The 17,529-nt window shown below is 61.2% G+C and carries 15 protein-coding genes; 7 read left to right on the plus strand and 8 right to left on the minus strand.

The annotated features are described in order from the left end of the window. The first annotated feature begins 56 nt into the window (after window positions 1–56). A complete protein-coding gene (locus tag AC0V2Y_RS23605) occupies window positions 57–692 on the plus strand; it encodes a hypothetical protein (RefSeq protein ID WP_475417696.1) in 636 nt (211 codons plus the stop codon). 6 nt (window positions 693–698) lie between these two features. Here AC0V2Y_RS23605 and AC0V2Y_RS23610 read toward each other — a convergent pair whose 3' ends face one another. Both AC0V2Y_RS23610 and AC0V2Y_RS23615 read right to left on the minus strand, forming a co-directional pair. Further along, the gene (locus AC0V2Y_RS23610; RefSeq protein ID WP_475417697.1) at window positions 699–1,442 is read right to left on the minus strand and encodes a metallophosphoesterase family protein; all 744 of its coding nucleotides are present in this window, start codon (window positions 1,440–1,442) and stop codon (window positions 699–701) included. After that, a complete protein-coding gene (locus AC0V2Y_RS23615; protein ID WP_475417698.1) occupies window positions 1,439–2,005 on the minus strand; it encodes a GNAT family N-acetyltransferase in 567 nt (188 codons plus the stop codon). The genes AC0V2Y_RS23610 and AC0V2Y_RS23615 overlap by 4 nt, the downstream gene beginning before the upstream one ends. Window positions 2,006–2,170: 165 nt before the next feature. Here AC0V2Y_RS23615 and AC0V2Y_RS23620 point away from each other — a divergent pair, with 165 nt between their 5' ends. Continuing rightward, window positions 2,171–3,019 carry a porin family protein gene (locus AC0V2Y_RS23620; protein WP_475417699.1) on the plus strand — a complete coding sequence of 283 codons (849 nt, stop codon included), beginning with the start codon at window positions 2,171–2,173 and terminating at the stop codon, window positions 3,017–3,019. On the opposite strand, the gene AC0V2Y_RS23625 is transcribed toward AC0V2Y_RS23620, so the two are convergent. Continuing rightward, on the minus strand, window positions 3,016–3,528 hold the full coding sequence (locus AC0V2Y_RS23625; protein WP_475417700.1) for a GNAT family N-acetyltransferase: 513 nt from the start codon (window positions 3,526–3,528) through the stop codon (window positions 3,016–3,018). The two genes, AC0V2Y_RS23620 and AC0V2Y_RS23625, sit on opposite strands and share 4 nt — an antisense overlap. A 256-nt stretch (window positions 3,529–3,784) precedes the next feature. Here AC0V2Y_RS23625 and AC0V2Y_RS23630 point away from each other — a divergent pair, with 256 nt between their 5' ends. After that, window positions 3,785–4,672, plus strand: a complete 888-nt coding sequence (locus AC0V2Y_RS23630; RefSeq protein WP_475417701.1) for an ABC transporter ATP-binding protein — start codon at window positions 3,785–3,787, stop codon at window positions 4,670–4,672. A 9-nt stretch (window positions 4,673–4,681) separates the two neighbouring features. Continuing rightward, window positions 4,682–8,263 carry an ABC transporter permease/M1 family aminopeptidase gene (locus AC0V2Y_RS23635; protein ID WP_475417702.1) on the plus strand — a complete coding sequence of 1,194 codons (3,582 nt, stop codon included), beginning with the start codon at window positions 4,682–4,684 and terminating at the stop codon, window positions 8,261–8,263. A gap of 53 nt (window positions 8,264–8,316) precedes the next feature. Here the strand turns inward: AC0V2Y_RS23635 and AC0V2Y_RS23640 are convergent, their stop codons facing one another. Continuing rightward, complete coding sequence (locus AC0V2Y_RS23640) at window positions 8,317–8,475, minus strand: hypothetical protein (RefSeq protein WP_475417703.1); 159 nt, start codon at window positions 8,473–8,475, stop codon at window positions 8,317–8,319. 226 nt (window positions 8,476–8,701) lie between these two features. Between AC0V2Y_RS23640 and AC0V2Y_RS23645 the strand changes: the two genes are divergently transcribed. Continuing rightward, window positions 8,702–9,118: a hypothetical protein gene (locus AC0V2Y_RS23645; protein ID WP_475417704.1), complete on the plus strand. Its 417-nt coding sequence runs from the start codon at window positions 8,702–8,704 to the stop codon at window positions 9,116–9,118. A gap of 56 nt (window positions 9,119–9,174) precedes the next feature. Here AC0V2Y_RS23645 and AC0V2Y_RS23650 read toward each other — a convergent pair whose 3' ends face one another. The 4 genes from AC0V2Y_RS23650 to ssb all read right to left on the minus strand — a co-directional run bounded on the left by AC0V2Y_RS23650 (window position 9,175) and on the right by ssb (window position 12,964). Then, entirely contained in the window at window positions 9,175–10,416 is a 1,242-nt protein-coding gene (locus AC0V2Y_RS23650; RefSeq protein WP_475417705.1) for an ArnT family glycosyltransferase, read from the minus strand. After that, window positions 10,416–10,781 carry a DMT family transporter gene (locus tag AC0V2Y_RS23655; protein WP_475417706.1) on the minus strand — a complete coding sequence of 122 codons (366 nt, stop codon included), beginning with the start codon at window positions 10,779–10,781 and terminating at the stop codon, window positions 10,416–10,418. Before AC0V2Y_RS23655 ends, AC0V2Y_RS23650 begins: the two co-directional genes overlap by 1 nt. Then, window positions 10,778–12,229 carry a UbiA family prenyltransferase gene (locus tag AC0V2Y_RS23660; protein WP_475417707.1) on the minus strand — a complete coding sequence of 484 codons (1,452 nt, stop codon included), beginning with the start codon at window positions 12,227–12,229 and terminating at the stop codon, window positions 10,778–10,780. The genes AC0V2Y_RS23655 and AC0V2Y_RS23660 overlap by 4 nt, the downstream gene beginning before the upstream one ends. Before the next feature lie 225 nt (window positions 12,230–12,454). Continuing rightward, entirely contained in the window at window positions 12,455–12,964 is a 510-nt protein-coding gene (gene ssb, locus AC0V2Y_RS23665) for a single-stranded DNA-binding protein (RefSeq protein WP_076569341.1), read from the minus strand. Window positions 12,965–13,345: 381 nt separating this feature from the next. Here ssb and uvrA point away from each other — a divergent pair, with 381 nt between their 5' ends. Both uvrA and AC0V2Y_RS23675 read left to right on the plus strand, forming a co-directional pair. After that, a complete protein-coding gene (gene uvrA, locus AC0V2Y_RS23670; protein WP_475417708.1) occupies window positions 13,346–16,195 on the plus strand; it encodes an excinuclease ABC subunit UvrA in 2,850 nt (949 codons plus the stop codon). Window positions 16,196–16,298: 103 nt separating this feature from the next. After that, window positions 16,299–17,477 carry a hypothetical protein gene (locus AC0V2Y_RS23675; RefSeq protein ID WP_475417709.1) on the plus strand — a complete coding sequence of 393 codons (1,179 nt, stop codon included), beginning with the start codon at window positions 16,299–16,301 and terminating at the stop codon, window positions 17,475–17,477. The last annotated feature ends 52 nt before the right edge of the window (window positions 17,478–17,529 follow it).

Genomic DNA, 17,529 nt, shown 5'->3' on the forward strand with positions numbered 1-17,529 from the left:
CAGTAATGTCTTGCCTTATGGTATATGTTGTTTCTTTTTGATAATTTTTTAAGCCAATGAAAAAACCTGCTTTCCTCTTTTCCCTCTTGCTCAGCGCCACCAGCTTTGCCCAGGATATCGCCACCACCGAAGTACCCGCTGCCGCCGCCGAGGCGGCCAGCGCGCCGGCGGCGCCGGCAACATCCACCGTCAGCCGTCTGCGCCTGTTCGGCCAGAATGGCGCCACCGCCTTCCTGTACCGCGACAGCAGCTGCATCCGCGGCATGTTCAGCGATGGCGTGGAAAAGGCCAGCGGCGGCATGAGCTCCGCCTTCGGCTCCCTGATCGGCACGGTCAGCAATACCAGCCTGGGCATTCCGGAAACGGAAACGTCGCAAAACCTGGCGCGCAAGGACGGTTTTTTCTCGAAGGCCTATTTCCGCGAATATGAGATTCCTGCGGGCAAGCCCAGCAGCCTGCGCCTGGGCTTCCAGGATGTCTCGCCGTTCTACGTGGCCAACGGCGTGCGTTTTGACAGCGTGTCGCCCAGCTGCCATGGCGACATCACCTTCACGCCGCGCGCCGGCGAGGATTATGAAGCGGCTTTCTCGTGGGAAGGCAAGCGCTGCAGCATCAGCATCAACCAGGTGATCGCCAGGGAAGGCAAGACGGCACTGGTGCCCGTGCCCGTCACCCGCGCGCCGAGCTGCTGATACACCTCAGGCGGCGCCGACGTAGCCCGTGCGCAAGGGCGTGACCCAGTCGGGCCGGCCGTTGGCCAGCGCCAGCCGGGCCGCCTTGTCCCAGTCATATTCCACGGCGTGCAACTGCGCCGTCCAGGCGCCGTCCGCGCCCTGTTCGGCGATGGCATAGCGCGCGTGCGGCGTGCCGTTTTCCATCAGGTGCGGATAGCCGTGGTCGTCGTCGTAGGCTTGCAAGCCCACGCTGCCCGGATTGACGATCAGCCGCCCATCGGCCAGGCGCATCTGGCGCGGCATGTGCGTGTGGCCGCACAGGATCAGGGCCGCGTCGGCCTCACCGGCGCGTTCGGCCACCTCCTGCGGCGTGGCGGCGCGGCTGCCTTGCGGCGTGACGCTGTCGAGAAAATACACGAGGTCGCTTGCCGGTGTGCCATGCACGAGCAGCACGTCCTTGCGCAAGCGCAAAGTAGCGGGCAGCGCCGCGATCCAGTCCAGTTGCTCGGGTAACAGTTGCGCGCGCGCAAAAGCGTCGGACACGCCCATGCGCGCCGGATCGCCGAACAATTGACGCTCGTGGTTGCCGCGGATGGTGGGCAAGCCGAGGCCCATCAGGCGCGCCGCCGTGGCGCGCGGCTGCAGATGGCCCGAGACGATATCGCCCAGATTGACGGTCACGTCCACGTCACGCCGGGCGATGTCGGCCAGCACGGCCTCCAGCGCATCGAGGTTGCCGTGGATATCGGAAATGGCGGCGATTCTCATGTTCCCTCCTGTGCGCACCATTCTGCGCGCGTCAGACGATACAGGCAATGTGTACGTAATGCGTGTCCTGGCGGCAGGGCCGGATGCTCGAAGGTGGCAGCATCGCGGCGCATGCCCAGGCGCGCCATCAGGGCGCTCGAGCGCACGTTGGGCAAGGCCGTGAACGAGACGATCTCCGGCAGTTGCAAACGCCCGAAACCGGCCTGCAGGACGGCGTGCGCCGCTTCCTGCGCGTAACCTTGTCCCCAGTAATCGAACGCCAGGCGCCAGCCGATTTCCACGCATGGCGAACACGGCAATTGCGCGTCGGGACTATGCAGCCCCGTCATGCCGATGAAGGCATTGTTTTCACGCAAGGTTACCGCCCACAAACCCCAGCCCCGCCCGGCGATCAGTCCGCTGCAGCGCCGCGCCATGGCGTCGCTGGCTTCGCGCGACAGGGTGGATGGGAAAAATGCCATCACGCGGGGATCGGCATTCAGGGCCGCGAACGGCGGCAAGTCGCTGTCGCGCCATTGGCGCAGCAGCAGACGCGGTGTCGCCAGTTCGATGATTGCTTGCATCGTTTTCTTCTCCTCTAACCAGGATTTACATACGGTAGGACAAATCCGACGGCAATTTGCGCCGTGCGGCTACGTAATCCAAAAGTAACAATTGCTACCATTTCCTCATTGCACTGTTGCCCAACACATCGCGCCAGTTTTCACTTTATCTTGAGGAGTTGTCCCATGGTTGTTACGTCCGTCCCCGCCCGCCTGTCCCCACTCCGTTTCCAGCATCTCGCCTTGCGCGGGACCATGATGCTGGGCGTGCTGGGCATGGCCACGGCGGCCGCCACGGCGCGGGCCGAGCCGTCGCCCGCCCTGGACCGTGTCAGCATTTCGGTGGGGGCATTTTCCGCCGATCCGCGCATCAATATCGGCGCCGACACCCAGTTTGGCCGCATCGACGCCCCCGAGTCGAAGCAAAGCCACACCACCATCCCGCGCATCAAGGCGGACTTGCTGATCGGCGACCGCCACGGCCTGGCATTCGACTACTACCGCTACGACAAATCCTACACGCCAAGCTTGACGGGCGAAACCATCATCAATGGCCAGCCCGTCACGGGCACGGCGACGGCGAATGCCGATTTAAAGCTGGACCTGGCCAAGCTGGCCTATAAATGGTGGCTGGGCAGCGGCAACGACACCTTCGGCATCGGCCTGGGCGCCGCCTACTACCACGCCAACCTGAACGGCACGGCCACCGGCGTCGTCAATGGCGAAACGGCCACGGCGCGCGACTCCATCGGCGAGCACGCGTTTGCGCCGCTGCTGGAAGTGGGCTGGCGCCACGCCTTCACGCCGGACTTGCGCATGTATGCGGAAGCGTCGGGCATCAAGAAAAATGGCGGGCGCATCAACGGCCACATCTACGGCGGCAATGTCGGCGTGGAATGGTTTCCGTTCAAGAATATCGGTTTCGTGGCCGATTACGGCATCTCGAAAATCAAGCTGCACCGCGACAGCGAACGCGATGCCGACCTGAACATCCGCCTGACGGGACCGTCGGCATATGTCAAAGTGCGCTTTTAAGTGACCGCCGCCGGTTTCAGCAAAGTCAGCTGAAACTGCGGCAAGTCCGGATCGTCGTACGCCTCGACCCTGGCAAACGGCAGGCGCGCAAACGCCTGCCGCCAGAACGCATTCGCATGCGCATCGGCGCGGAACATCGCCACCAGCCACGTCTGCTCGCCATCGAGCAGCACGCGCCGCACCACTTCCAGCGCCAGCCCCCGGCGCCGGTATTTCTGCAAGATGAACAAGTCGCTGAACTCCCGCACCGGCAGCGCGCCCGCCATGCCGGGTTCCGTGACGAAGAAGCCCGCCAGCGCGCCATCGACCTCGATCCAGACGGCCGTATGTCCGGGTGCATGCACGTACTCGGCCAGCCCCGCATCGCACACATCGTAGCGGCCGTCGGCCAGCACGTCTTCGCCGCTCCAGGCGGTATTCTCGTAGCAGTACAGCTGGAACAGCCGCGCCAGCGCCCCTACTTCGTCCGGCGCAACGGCGCGCAATGTCATGTTCTGTGCGACTGGCATGGTCCCCTCTTTCCGACGCCCGGCGTCGCTGAAAATGGCGAGTGTACCACCACGTCATTCATCCCTCTCTCCCGCATTCCAGCCCCGCATTTCCACCCCTGGTCGCAAAAACATTAATTTTCTTCCAGTTGGCTATATATTATTGTTTTTGAGTAACATCCGCCACCGCGGCTGAAAAACAAGGGGGATCCCCTTCCACAGACCGGCAGACATGTATCTGCCGGCTTTCATACCCAAGCTCTGGAGAGTGCTGCACATGCTATCGATCAAACAGCTGAACAAAACGTATGCCAATGGCGTCAAGGCCATCAACAATGTCAGCCTGGACATTCCCAACGGGATGTTCGGCTTGCTGGGACCGAATGGCGCGGGCAAGTCCTCGCTGATGCGCACCATCGCCACCTTGCAGGATCCCGATAGCGGCAGCATCCACTTCGATGGCGCCGATGTGCTCAAGGACAAGGCCGGCTTGCGCCGCCAGCTCGGCTATTTGCCGCAGGATTTCGGCGTGTATCCGAAGGTCAGCGCGGAAACCCTGCTCAACCACTTTGCCGTGCTCAAAGGCTTGACGGAAAAGGGACCGCGCAAGGAAGCCGTGGAAGCCTTGTTGCAGCAAACCAATCTTTGGGAAGCGCGCAAACGCAATCTGGGCACGTATTCGGGCGGCATGCGCCAGCGCTTCGGCATCGCCCAGGCGCTGCTGGGCGCGCCGCGCCTGGTGATCGTCGACGAGCCGACGGCCGGCCTGGACCCGGACGAGCGCAACCGCTTCCTGAACCTGCTGGCGAAGATCGGCGAGCAGGTGGTGGTGATCCTGTCGACCCACATCGTCGACGACGTGACGGACCTGTGCCCGCGCATGGCGATGATCGTCAAGGGCCAGGTGCTGGTGCAGGGGGAACCGCAGGCGGCCATCGACACCCTGCACGGCAAGGTCTGGCGCCGCAGCGTCAGCATGGACGAGCTGGCGCAGTACCAGCAGTCGCACAATGTACTGTCGACGCGCCTGGTGGGCGGCAAGCCGCAGATCAATGTGTTTGCCGACAGCCAGCCCGACAGCGGCTTCGCGCAGATCGCCGCGGACCTGGAAGACGTGTACTTCCTGCACGTGCGCAACGCCGCCCGCAGCGGCGCCGCCGCGTAAGGGGCCGCCATGTGGAAGGAATTTTTCAAGTTTGACCTCGGCTACCAGCTGAAACAGCCGCTGCTGTGGATATTTACCGTCATCCTGGCCTTGCTGGCCTTTGGCGCCAGCAGCAGCGATTCGATCCAGGTGGGCGGCGCCATCGGCAACATCAACCGCAATGCGCCCACCGTGGTGGCGCAGCTGCTGACGATGTTCAGCCTGCTGTCGATGTTGCTCATCACCATTTTTATCGCCGGTGCCGTGCTGCGCGACAGCGAAGTGGGCATGGCCGACATGCTGTTCGCCACGCCCATGCGCAAATGGGACTACCTGTTCGGCCGCTTCGCCGCCGGCTTCGTCGCCTGCCTGGTGATCTTTGCCGCCATTGCCGTCGCCATCATGCTCGGCCCCCTCATGCCCTGGGTCGACCCGCAGCGCGTGGGCGCGTTCTCGCCGCATGCGTATGCGTGGAGCTTCGCCGTGATGGTGATCCCGAACCTGCTCTTCATCGGCGCCCTGCTGATGCTGCTGGCGGCCACCACGCGCTCGATGCTGCTCGTCTACGTGGGCGTGCTGGGCTTTTTCGTGCTGTGGGGCATGGCCGGCGCCTTTACGCGCGACATCAACAACGAATGGATCGCCGTCCTGCTCGACCCCTTCGGCATGCGCGCCCTGGGCCGCATGACGCGCTACTTCACGTCCGCCGAAGCGAACGCGGGCCTGCCGCCGTTCTCCGGCTTCCTGCTCGCCAACCGCCTGCTGTGGCTGGGTATCACGGTGGTGCTGTTCGCCGCCACCGTGCTCCTGTTCAAGCCGCAGCGCACGGGCACGGGCAAGCGCCTGTTCGGCAAGCACAAGGCCGAGGCCGCAGGGCCGGCCGTGGCGGCGCCGCTGCACCTGCCGCGCAGCGTCCCCACCTTTACGGCCGCGACAGCCTGGCGCCAGTGGTGGCAAATCCTGCGCTTCGACGCCGTCGGCGTGTTCAAGAGCGTGCCCTTCCTCGTCATGCTGCTGTTCGCCGTGATCAACCTGATCACCGGCGCCAATGTCGCCAAGAACATGTATGGCACGGCCGTGTATCCGATGACGCATTTGCTGTTGCAGCAGATCAACAACAGCTTCAGCTTCATGCTGATCATCATCGTCACCTTTTACGCAGGTGAACTGATCTTCAAGGAGCGGCAAGCGCGGATCGCCGACGTCAGCGACGCCATGCCCGTGCCCGGCTGGGTACCGCTGCTGGCCAAGTGCACGGCCCTGGTCGGCGTCATCGCCGGCTACCTGCTGGTGGGCGTCATCGCGGCCATCGGTTTTCAGCTCTACAAGGGCGGCGCGCCCGTGGAACTGGGCTTGTACCTGAAAGGCAGCTTGCTCGGTTCCCTCTTCTTCGTGCTGATGGCCTTGTGCGCCCTCACCCTGCAAGTGTTGTCCAACAACAAGTTCATCGGCTACCTGCTGGTGATCCTGCTGATGGTGGCGCAAATGGTGCTGGGCATGCTGCACTTCGAACACAATCTGTACGCCTTCGGCGGCACGCCGGCCATCAAGTATTCGGACATGAACGGCTATGGCCACTTCCTGACTGGCTGGGCCTGGTTTGCGCTGTACTGGAGCCTGTTTACCGTGGCCCTCGTCATGCTGGCGCAGGCATTCTGGGTGCGCGGCCTGGCAGCCGGCTGGCGCGCGCGCCTGCGCCTGGCCCGCCAGCGCCTGCAGGATGGTGCAGGTATTGCGCTGGCCGTGGTCCTGCTGTGCTGGGCAGGCACGGGCGGCTGGATCTTCTACAACACGAATGTGCTGAACCAGTATGAAACAGCCAGCATCGGCATGGACAAGCAGGCCCGCTACGAGAAATTGTACAAGCAATACAAGGACTTGCCGCAGCTGAAGATCACGGATATCCAGGCCGACGTGGATATCTACCCTGAACAACGTAAAGTCTTGATCAAGGGCCACTACGTGCTGCAAAACAAGACGCAGCAGCCGCTCGATACCCTGCGCATCCAGCTGAACCCGGACCTGGAAACACGGTGGTTGAACTTGCCGGCGCACAAGATCGTGCTCGATGACAAGGAACTCGGCTTCAGCATCCTCAAGCTGGCCCAGCCCCTGGCGCCGGGCGCCACCCTGCCGCTGGACTTCACGGTGGCCGTCACGCATGAGGGCTTTACCAACAGCGGCGCGCCGGACCAGGTCAACCTGAACGGCAGCTTCTTCAACAACCAGGCCTTCTTCCCCCACTTCGGCTATGCCAAGGAAATGGAGTTGACGGACCGCAATGAGCGCCGCAAGCGGGGCCTGGGCGAACCGCAGCGCATGGCCAAGCTGGAAGACACTGCGGCGTATGGCAATGCGGTGCTGGGCGGCGATGCCGACTGGGTCCATTTCGACACGACGGTGTCCACCAGCGGCGAGCAGATCGCCCTGGCGCCCGGCTATCTGCAAGACAGCTGGGAAAAGGATGGCCGCCGCTATTACCGCTACAAGATGGACCAGCCGATGCTGCCCTTCTTCGCCTACCTGTCGGCGCGCTGGGAAGTCAAGAAAGACGCGTGGCGCGGCTTGCCGATCGAAATATATTTCGATAAAAAGCATGGCTACAACACGCAGCGCATGGTGACCTCCGTACAAAAGTCGCTCGACTATTACACCACCCAGTTCACGCCCTACCAGCACAAGCAGGTGCGCATCCTGGAATTTCCCGGCTACCAGAGCTTCGCGCAGTCGTTTGCCAATACGATTCCGTATTCGGAAGGCATCGGATTCATCGCCGACCTGCGCGACCAGGATGACATCGACTACGTGTTCTACGTCACGGCGCATGAAATGGCGCACCAGTGGTGGGGCCACCAGGTGATCGGCGCCAACGTGCAGGGCGCCACCATGCTGATGGAGTCCTTGGCGCAGTATTCGGCCCTGATGGTGATGGAAAAGGAATACGGCCGCGACAAGATGCGCCGCTTCCTGCGCTATGAACTGGACCGCTACCTGAGCGGACGCGGCGGCGAAGCCATCGAGGAGCTGCCGCTGGCACGCGTGGAGGGACAGCAATACATCCACTACAACAAGGGCAGCCTCGTGTTCTACCGCCTGCGCGACGAGATTGGCGAAGAAGCCCTGAACCGTGCCCTGAAGCGCTATCTGCAGGACAAGGGCTACCAGCAGGCGCCGTTCACCACCTCGCGCGAACTGCTGGCGTACATCCGCGCCGAGGCGCCGCAGGACAAGCAGGCGCTGATCACGGACCTGTTCGAGAAAATCGTCTTCTACGACAACCGCGTCACGCAAGCGACGGCCGTGCAGCGCAAGGACGGCCAGTGGGACGTCACCCTGCAGCTGCACCTGGCCAAGCTCGAGTCCGACGGCAAGGGCAAGGAAAGCCCGCGCATCTACGACGAACCGGTGGAGATCGCCATCTTCGCGCGCGCCCCCGGCGCCAAGGAAAAGGATGAACAAGTCCTGTACACCGCCAAGCGCATGCTGTCGGGCAGCGAGCCTGTGCTCACCATCACGGTGAAGGACAAGCCGTTCGAAGTGGGCGTCGATCCCTACAACAAGATGATCGACCGGGTCCCGCGCGATAACCGCAAGGAAGTGAGCATCAAGTAATCCTGGATGCAACGCAAACAGGCCGCGCTGTCACCGATAGCGTGGCCTGTTTTTTATGCCGTCAGTGTTTTAACGGTACACGAGACCAGCCCCGCCATGTCTTCCGGCATCTCGGCACGTCCCAGCGCGATGCCGTCCACGTATTGCTTGTACGTTGCGTCCAGCTCGGCGCCGGTCAGTTCGGCCATGCGCTTGTCGATGTCGAGCCACATGTCGGTGCCGACAACGCCGGGGCAATACGCGTTGACGGTAATGCCGTCGGCCGCATCTTGAAACGTGCGCAGCTAAAAAAAGTACCCAGGTCAAGAAAGCGGGGGGGGAAACCATCCGCGAACTGGCCATGCTCGCGCTGCCGTACAGGCGCTTGGCAAGCGCTGGCGTAAGATGGGCGGCATCACCATCGCCTGCTTCTTCATCCAGTTTGAAAGGAAATGCCATATGCCGCGTCGTCCACTGTCCCTCCGCGCCAGCCTGCTGCTGGCGGCCCTCGTTTTTACCACGCCCGCCTGGAGCGCCGATCCTGTCCACAAGGAAAACGTCGAATTGGCGGCAGGCAAGAACGCGCACAGCGTGAAAGGCAAGATCAAGGGCTACGCCACGGCCGAATACACGGTCACTGGCAAGGCCGGCCAGACCCTCAGCGTCAAGCTGAAAACCAATCAGCCATCGAATTACTTCAATATCCGCCAGGCCGGCCAGGAGGAAGCCCTGTTCATCGGCTCGACCAGCGGCAACAGTTACCAGGCGAAACTGCCGGCCGATGGCGAGTACACGGTGCAGGTGTATTTGATGCGCAACGCGGCGCGCAGGAATGCGGTGGCGAATTACAGCCTGGAGATGCGGCTGCGCGATTGAGTTTCCGGCAGCATGACAGCAAGGGGCGCAAAAGAGTCGAGAGCACGGCCCCAATCTTATCTGGCCGGATTCGCTGTCTGCTGGCGGGCGGCCACAAGTGACTCAAGCACCAAGCCCGCCATCACTGCCAGGATCGGCATGATGGGTTCACGGTATCGGAATATCACGTAGAACAACATGTGAACGCCGGTGTAGCACGCAAGCGCCAGCCAGAGCAGGGCGACCTGCCGATTTCTTGGCCTTGGAATCAGCACCGTTCCAATCGCACCGGCAATCAGGAGCAAGAACTGTATCGTCCACAAGAGACGAACTAGCTTTTCCGCCGACGACTGATCTCCTTTGCCCTCATGGAAGGGGGGCGTCCAGAAGTAAGCCGCTTTCTTCACTGCCAACGTCAGGAACGCCGCCGGATGGGCCTTCACCCAAGAAATAGCTTCCTGTTTCAAGGTCTCGGAGGCCTGCACTTCCCCCGTTTTCCGAAGGGCATCCCAGGTAGGGCCACGTGGTGTCTCCGAGATGGAAACAAACATGCCTGTCGCAGCCGGGTTGTTCCCCAAATAGAGATTGAAGCCGCCATTGGTGTTCAAGACAGGGGCGCCTATCACTTGCATGTTCCTGAGCAGCCATGGGCCAGATATCAGCAACGCAACTGACAGCGCGAGCATGGCCATGCTTGCCCGCTGAGCCATCGATGCGGGAGACAGCAGCAATGCCCATGCAAGGACCGCCAGCAGTGACAAGGCTGCATTGCCAGTCAACGCCAACAGGGCACAGAGTGCCCCGCAGCCGATTGCCACTGTATTCGAGGGCTGACGTGTCAGTCTCAGGGCACACCACATGACCCCCAGCATCAGGGGAATCATCAGGTTTTCCTTGGCCAGATACATCCCATAGATGCCGTTCGGAAGATATAGCGCCCAGGCGAGTGCGGCGATGAGACGCCCCAACCTGCCTGCGCCGGCTTCCTTGGCCACCAGATAGCACAGCACGATTGCCGCGCCTCCCAGGCACATGTTCACCACGCGAACCGCCAGGAGGTCGTCGCCAAAAAGAAAAAAGACAGGCGCGAGTATCAACAGGGGATAGCCCACGTTGTACATCGCATGGTTGCCCATGCTGTCGACGATGCCATTCCCGCCAAGCAAGTTGAGCGCCATGCTCCTGTAGGCAAGTTCATCGCCTTCCGGCACATGCTGGTAGCCCGCAATCACCGCCGCCCTCAGGGCGAGGCCGATGCCTGCGATGATTGCCAGCCACAGCCAATCTTGCTGTTGTTGGGTAGCATGTTTATCGTTCATTAACTCCTCCCCACCAAAAACACCCCCGCACAAATCAGCGCCACGCCAATCACACGGGGCATGCTTATCTGCTCCCCGAGCAGGTAAGCGATTGGCAGGGTGAGCACGAATCCCAGGCCTGCCAGAGGGTAGGCCTTGCTCACCTCCCATTGCGACAGCACGCCCAGCCAGGCCAGCGCTCCCAGGCCATAGAGGAGGAAGCCTCCCAGGACATATTTGTCCGTGAGGATATTGATGAGGGTCATGAAGGACTTGGGCTCAGCCATCATCGCCTTCACCCCAGCGCCGGACACGCCGCTCTTCAATGAGAACTGCGCCATGACGGATAGCGCGATGCTCAGGATGGCAATGCAGAGCGTTTTCATGGGTAGGTACCCAATACGAGGAAATGCGCCCCAAGCATGATGGCCACCATGGCGCATACGGTCATGCGGCTGCCGTGGTCCTTGAGGGCGTAAATCACCGGATCATCGTGCATTTCACCGCGGGAGGTTTTCACCCACAGGCGCGCAAGCCAGTAAATCAATCCCAGGGCAACCAGCCACAGCATCTGCGGGGTGCCATAGCGCCGCTGCGTTTCCGGCGCACTGATGAACAGCCCGAACACCACCACGGCAGAGAGGGCCGCCCCGCCCCCCAGGGGCCACAACACCGCCAGGTCGGTCACCCGGTAATCCCGTCCACGCGTGGCTGCCTTGCCATTCTCTTCCAGGGTGACCAGCTCCGCACAGCGCTTCACCAGGGCGAGGCTGAGGAACATGAAGACCGAGAAAGCCAACAGCCAGGAACTGGCGGCGGCACCAATGGCAACCGAACCTGCCAGGATGCGCAAGGTATACAGCAGGGATAGCATGAGCACGTCAATCAGCACGTATTCCTTGAGCACCCAGCTATACGCGCTGGTCAGCACGAGGTAAAGCAGGAGCATCAGAAGGAAGGCATTCGACACGAACCAGGCCAGAACGAGGGCCAGGAGCAACGCCGCCGCTGCCACGACCAGGCCCTTCAGAATCGGCAGGCGGGCACTGGCAAAAGGGCGAAGCCGCTTGCGGGGGTGTGCCCTGTCGCTTTCCAGGTCCCACAGGTCGTTGACCATGTAGGTGGCGGAGGCCGCCAAGGAGAAAGCCAGGAAGGCCACGGCCATGGTGATCAACTTGCCCAGGTCGAGGAAGGAGAATGCCGTCAGCAGGGGTACGAACAGCAACAGATTCTTTAGCCACTGGTGGACACGCAGGGCTTTCATCCACACGCCTAGCCCGCAGCTCTCCCCCGGAAACTCGCGTTCGATCGGTACATGCCGTCGGACGGTTTGGACCGTACGCCAGGCAACATCCACCAGCACCGCCGCCTTGGCGGCCTGCCAGATGGGGACATCCGCCTTGCTGTCGCCAGCATAGACAAAGCATGGCCCTACCTGCTCCTGGATGGCTTGCAGCTTGGCCCTGCCCTTGAGATTGTGACCGGCTTGCGTCGCCAGCACCTTGTCAAACAGACCCAGATGCCTGGCCACGTCGCTGGCAATAGAATGGTGGGCCGCCGTCGCCAGGACAATCATGCGGCCCTTCTGCTTTTCCTCGCGCAGGTAATCCAGCAGGGACGCACGGTAAGGAAGGTGTTCGCCCGAGATGCTGGCATGCGCCGAAATGGCTTCCTTGAAGCCTGCCCGCCCTCTCATGAGCCAGAACGGCAAGCGGAGCAAATTGAGCGGGGATTGCTTCACCACCTTAATGACGGCTTCAACCAGGGTATCGGTTGGCGTCAGCGTGCCGTCAAGATCGACAACCAGGGGCGCTTCGGTCGAAATAGCCACCATTTTCTCCCTGTTCTGGTGTGGCATTGCGGACGGGATGCTGAGGGCAGTGATTAAATTATAGGGGGAGTCATGATGGCGCTAACCAACATAGATCAAGGAAGAGAGCGGTTATCTGCTTGAGCTGAACGCCCGTAGCACCTAAAAGACACCCGTAACAACAAATAAAAAACGCCTCGCAAATCAAGGATTTGCGAGGCGTTATGCAGCAATGAGCCGTAGTGCGTCTTAGAACGGAATATCGTCATCCATGTCCGAGAAGTTCGGCGCCGGCTTCGGTGCCGGGCGTGGTGCCGGGGCTGGTGCCGGACGCGGGGCTGGCGCCTGGCGCGGGGCCGGGGCTTCGTAGCCGCCGCCACCACCGTAGCTGTCATCGCCGCCGGCATCGCCGCCGCCCATGCCGGAACGGCCGCCCAGCATCTGCATCTGTTCCGCAATGATGTCGGTTGCGTACTTCTCGACGCCGTCCTTGTCCGTGTATTTACGGGTTTGCAGACGGCCTTCGACGTAAACGGACGAACCTTTTTTCAGGTATTGGCCGACGATTTCCGCCAGGCGGCCGAAGAACGAGATACGGTGCCACTCTGTCAATTCTTTTTGTTCGCCCGTGTTGCGGTCCTTCGATTTGTACGAAGTGGCCACGGCGATGTTGGCGATCGCGTCGCCGCTAGGCATGTAGCGGATTTCCGGGTCACGGCCCAGATTGCCGACGATGATGACTTTGTTGACTGATGCCATGAATAACTCCTGATGAACCGCAGCGGGAGCCGGAGTCCCGCGCGTGAGATTTTTTACCAAACGACGATTATAAGCGACCACGCGGCGCAAAGCATCCGCTTTCTAACGGACGCCAGCTACCGCACGGCAACACGTTTTTTTCACGGCAGGTGAAAACAAGAAACTTGAATACTGGTATTATATACAGTGTTTAATCGTCTGCACGCATCTGTATCAAACTTTGCCGGGGCACGTTCTCGGGGTGGCGCAATCCGCCCGTGACTGCCTCAGGCATGCAGAGCAAAACCCGGCTATAGTAACAGGTTGACCCGTTGTGGCTGCCTCATCTGGCAGTTCCCGCAATGCGCCGGCCGCACCACTCACTGAAAGCAAGGCAATCACATGGAACAGATCCGCATTCGCGGCGCTCGCACGCATAACCTCAAGAATATCAATCTCGATTTGCCGCGCAATAAGCTGATCGTGATTACCGGCTTGTCCGGCTCCGGCAAGTCGTCGCTGGCCTTCGACACCCTGTACGCGGAAGGCCAGCGCCGCTACGTCGAGTCGCTGTCGGCCTATGCGCGCCAGTTCCTGCAATTGATGGAAAAACCGGACGTCGACCTGATCGAGGGCCTATCGCCCGCCATCTCCATCGAACAGAAGGCAACGTCGCATAACCCGCGCTCGACCGTGGGCACCGTGACGGAAATCCACGATTATCTGCGCCTGCTGTATGCGCGCGTCGGCACGCCCTACTGCCCCGACCACCCGGAAAACGCGCTGGCCGCCCAATCCGTATCGCAAATGGTCGATGCCGTGCTGGCCATGCCGGAAGACACCAAGCTGATGATACTGGCGCCCGTCGTCGCCAACCGCAAGGGCGAACACGTGGATCTGTTCGAGCAGATGCAGGCACAGGGCTTCGTGCGCTTCCGCGTGCAGAGCGGCACGCATGCGGCCAAGATCTATGAAGTCGATGACCTCCCGAAACTAAAGAAAACGGAAAAACACACGATCGACGTCGTCATCGACCGCGTCAAGGTGAACCAGGATATCAAGCAGCGCCTGGCGGAAAGTTTCGAAACGGCCCTGCGCCTGGCCGACGGCCGCGCCATCGCCTACGAAATGGATACCGCCCAGGAACACGTGTACTCGAACAAGTTCGCCTGCAATGTGTGTGGCTACTCCCTGCAGGAACTGGAACCGCGTCTGTTCTCGTTCAACAACCCGATGGGCGCCTGCCCCGAATGCGACGGCCTGGGACACATTGAATTCTTTGACCCGAAACGCATCGTCGCGTTCCCCAATCTGTCGCTGGCGTCGGGCGCCGTCAAGGGCTGGGACCGCCGCAACCAGTTTTACTTCCAGATGCTGTCGAACCTGGCCGCCTTTTACGAATTCGACCTGGACATGCCGTTCGAGCAGCTGGACCTGAATTCACAGCAAGCCGTGCTGTACGGTTCCGGCAAGCAAGTGATCCCGTTCAGCTATGTGAACGAACGGGGCCGCACCGTCATCAAGGAACACACGTTTGAAGGCGTGGTCAACAATCTGCAGCGCCGCTACCGCGAAACGGATTCGATGGCCGTCAAGGAAGAACTGGCCAAGTTCATCAATGAGAAATGCTGTCCCTCATGCGATGGTGCGCGCCTGCGCGTGGAAGCGCGCTTCGTCAAGGTCGGCACCGGCAAGCAGCAGCGCGCCATCTATGAAGTGGCGGGCAAACCGCTGCGCGAGACGCTGGAATTCTTTGAAAAGCTGAAGTTGACGGGTGCCAAGAAAGAGATCGCCGACCGCGTGGTCAAGGAAATCATTTCGCGCCTGAAATTCCTCAATAATGTGGGCCTCGATTACCTGTCGCTGGACCGCAGCGCCGACACGCTCTCCGGCGGCGAAGCACAGCGCATCCGTTTGGCATCGCAGATCGGCTCCGGTTTGACGGGCGTCATGTATGTGCTCGATGAGCCGTCGATCGGCTTGCACCAGCGCGATAATGACCGCCTGATCGAAACCTTGAAACACTTGCGCGACATCGGCAACAGCGTGCTGGTGGTCGAGCATGACGAAGACGCGATACGCACGGCCGACTACATCGTCGACATGGGCATCGGCGCGGGCGTGCACGGCGGCGAGATCATCGCCGAAGGTACCTTGTCCGACATTCTCAAGAACAAGAAGTCGCTGACGGCGCAGTACCTGAACGGCAAGCTGAAGATCGCCGTACCGGCCAAGCGCCACGCCAGCAATCCGGAAAAGCAGCTGGTCATTACTGGCGCGACGGGCAACAACCTCAAAAAGGTCTCGCTGAGCTTGCCGGTGGGCCTGATGACGTGCGTGACGGGCGTGTCCGGCTCGGGCAAGTCATCGCTGGTCAACGATACCTTGTATCCGGCCCTGTCGCGCCATCTGTACGGTTCGCAGACGGAGCCGGCGCCGCACGAGTCGATCAGCGGCCTGGAGCACTTCGACAAGGTCATTTCCGTCGACCAGGCGCCGATCGGCCGCACGCCGCGCTCGAATCCCGCCACATATACCGGCTTGTTTACGCCGATCCGCGATTTGTTCTCCACCGTGCCGACGGCCAAGGAACGGGGCTACAGCGCGGGCCGCTTCTCGTTCAACGTGAAGGGCGGACGCTGCGAGGCGTGCCAGGGCGATGGCGTGATCAAGGTCGAGATGCACTTCCTGCCCGACGTCTACGTGCCGTGCGACGTGTGCCATGGCAAGCGCTACAACCGCGAAACGCTGGAAGTGCAATACAAGGGCAAGAACATCACGGAAGTGCTGGGCATGACGGTGGAAGAGGCGCATGAATTCTTCAAACCGGTACCCTTGATCGCGCGCAAGCTGCAAACCCTGCTCGATGTGGGCCTCGGCTACATCAAGCTGGGCCAGAGCGCCACCACCCTGTCCGGCGGCGAGGCGCAGCGCGTGAAACTGTCGCTGGAGCTGTCCAAGCGCGACACGGGCCGCACCCTGTACATCCTCGATGAACCGACGACGGGCTTGCATTTCCACGACATCGACTTGCTGCTGAAAGTCATCCACCGCCTGCGCGACCAGGGCAACACCCTCGTCATCATCGAGCACAACCTGGACGTCATCAAGACGGCCGACTGGATCGTCGACCTGGGCCCCGAAGGGGGCGCCGGCGGCGGCCAGATCATCGCCACGGGCACGCCGGAAGACGTGGCATTGAACCCGGCCAGCGTGACGGGCAAGTACCTGGGGCCGCTGCTGAAGCAATAAGCGGCGTCTCCCTCTCAATCCCCCGGCCAATGGTCTTGTCCGGGGGATTTTTCTATGGGAAACTATCTTGCTCGGCAATCAAGCCGCTTCGTCAAGAGAGACCATGCAAACCAGACCATCGCGATTCAGCTGGACCCGCTGCATGGCACTGGCGTGCTTGCTGCTGCCGGGCAGTGTACTGGTCTGTTCCTGCATGGGAGATGAGCCAGGAAAATTCCTGCATGCAACACCTGCGACCAGCGCAGGCCCCGCGACCATCAGCCTGCCGGCCAATGCGCGCGGTGTCCTGTTTCTGCCTGAAACTTATCCGGATTACGTGCTCAGGGATGAAGGAAGGTATAGCATTGTCAGGCAACCAATCGCCCTGTCCACAAAGAATTTTCGTATTCAGGAGCATGGTTTGGGTCGAAAACTGACACCGGTCGTGGTACGGCTACGCGTGGAAAAGCAAATGGGGCAACAACTGCAAGGCTATTATCTGGCGAGCCCGGAAATGCAGCAATGCACCGGCCAGAAAAACGCTTCCCTGCCGATATGCCGCAGCTTGAAAGCCGTGGATTCGGACTGGAGCGAACCGAAGCAACAACAAACTGGCGACAAGATCAAGCGCTTCGCCATGCAGCAGGGCTTGCGCGACATCAGCGAAGAAGTCGATGCAGCCTACGGTTTGTATCGGATCGAGGCCCGCGAGGGCTTCAAGCCTGGTAAACAATATGATATTGAATACCACGATGGCGCACGGCGCCTGAAACTTGCATTGCGCATGGAATCCCTACCGTTGAGTCTGAACCAGCCCGCCCCGTTTGCGATCCATCCACAGGGGCCACCGGGACGTGAAATCCTGCCCGTGGCGAGCAACGACGGCAGCTGCGGCAGGCGGATCAAGGTAGCTACCCAGCCGTTGCGCCTGGCACTGCCGCCGTCCTACGAGCGGCATGCCTCATTGCTGCTATATTTCATGCAGCAAAAATTACAGCCGGCAGATCAACAACACATGGCGGCGGCAGCACAATTTACTCCATTTCATTATTGGCCGGCGCTGTGCACCAGTATTGCCTACGGTGGCAGCTTTCATGGCGAAGGACGCGAACTGGCAATCGGTGATTGCCAGTCGCCCGCGCCACGCCAGGTGAAAGCGTATGCCGGCGTGCTGGAAGTGGAAGACCGCCTGCATGAAACGACGCTACTGCCGCTATCCTTTCCGGCAGCAAAACCTGGCCAATGCCCGAAAATGAACGATGACGCCAACCTGCGCTATTTCGTGCCGGCCATGTCTCGCTGAACCGACAAGCCACAATAAAAAACGGCGCGGATTGCTCATGCAATCCGCGCCG

This window comes from Janthinobacterium sp. BHSEK (assembly GCF_056174685.1).

Excerpts from the sequence above, each read along its gene's own strand:
- AC0V2Y_RS23605 (WP_475417696.1), top strand. The coding sequence starts at position 57 with ATGAAAAAACCTGCTTTCCTCTTTTCCCTCTTGCTCAGCGCCACCAGC.
- AC0V2Y_RS23610 (WP_475417697.1), bottom strand. The coding sequence starts at position 1,442 with ATGAGAATCGCCGCCATTTCCGATATCCACGGCAACCTCGATGCGCTG.
- AC0V2Y_RS23615 (WP_475417698.1), bottom strand. The coding sequence starts at position 2,005 with ATGCAAGCAATCATCGAACTGGCGACACCGCGTCTGCTGCTGCGCCAA.
- AC0V2Y_RS23620 (WP_475417699.1), top strand. The coding sequence starts at position 2,171 with ATGGTTGTTACGTCCGTCCCCGCCCGCCTGTCCCCACTCCGTTTCCAG.
- AC0V2Y_RS23625 (WP_475417700.1), bottom strand. The coding sequence starts at position 3,528 with ATGCCAGTCGCACAGAACATGACATTGCGCGCCGTTGCGCCGGACGAA.
- AC0V2Y_RS23630 (WP_475417701.1), top strand. The coding sequence starts at position 3,785 with ATGCTATCGATCAAACAGCTGAACAAAACGTATGCCAATGGCGTCAAG.
- AC0V2Y_RS23635 (WP_475417702.1), top strand. The coding sequence starts at position 4,682 with ATGTGGAAGGAATTTTTCAAGTTTGACCTCGGCTACCAGCTGAAACAG.
- AC0V2Y_RS23640 (WP_475417703.1), bottom strand. The coding sequence starts at position 8,475 with ATGTGGCTCGACATCGACAAGCGCATGGCCGAACTGACCGGCGCCGAG.
- AC0V2Y_RS23645 (WP_475417704.1), top strand. The coding sequence starts at position 8,702 with ATGCCGCGTCGTCCACTGTCCCTCCGCGCCAGCCTGCTGCTGGCGGCC.
- AC0V2Y_RS23650 (WP_475417705.1), bottom strand. The coding sequence starts at position 10,416 with ATGAACGATAAACATGCTACCCAACAACAGCAAGATTGGCTGTGGCTG.
- AC0V2Y_RS23655 (WP_475417706.1), bottom strand. The coding sequence starts at position 10,781 with ATGAAAACGCTCTGCATTGCCATCCTGAGCATCGCGCTATCCGTCATG.
- AC0V2Y_RS23660 (WP_475417707.1), bottom strand. The coding sequence starts at position 12,229 with ATGGTGGCTATTTCGACCGAAGCGCCCCTGGTTGTCGATCTTGACGGC.
- ssb (WP_076569341.1), bottom strand. The coding sequence starts at position 12,964 with ATGGCATCAGTCAACAAAGTCATCATCGTCGGCAATCTGGGCCGTGAC.
- uvrA (WP_475417708.1), top strand. The coding sequence starts at position 13,346 with ATGGAACAGATCCGCATTCGCGGCGCTCGCACGCATAACCTCAAGAAT.
- AC0V2Y_RS23675 (WP_475417709.1), top strand. The coding sequence starts at position 16,299 with ATGCAAACCAGACCATCGCGATTCAGCTGGACCCGCTGCATGGCACTG.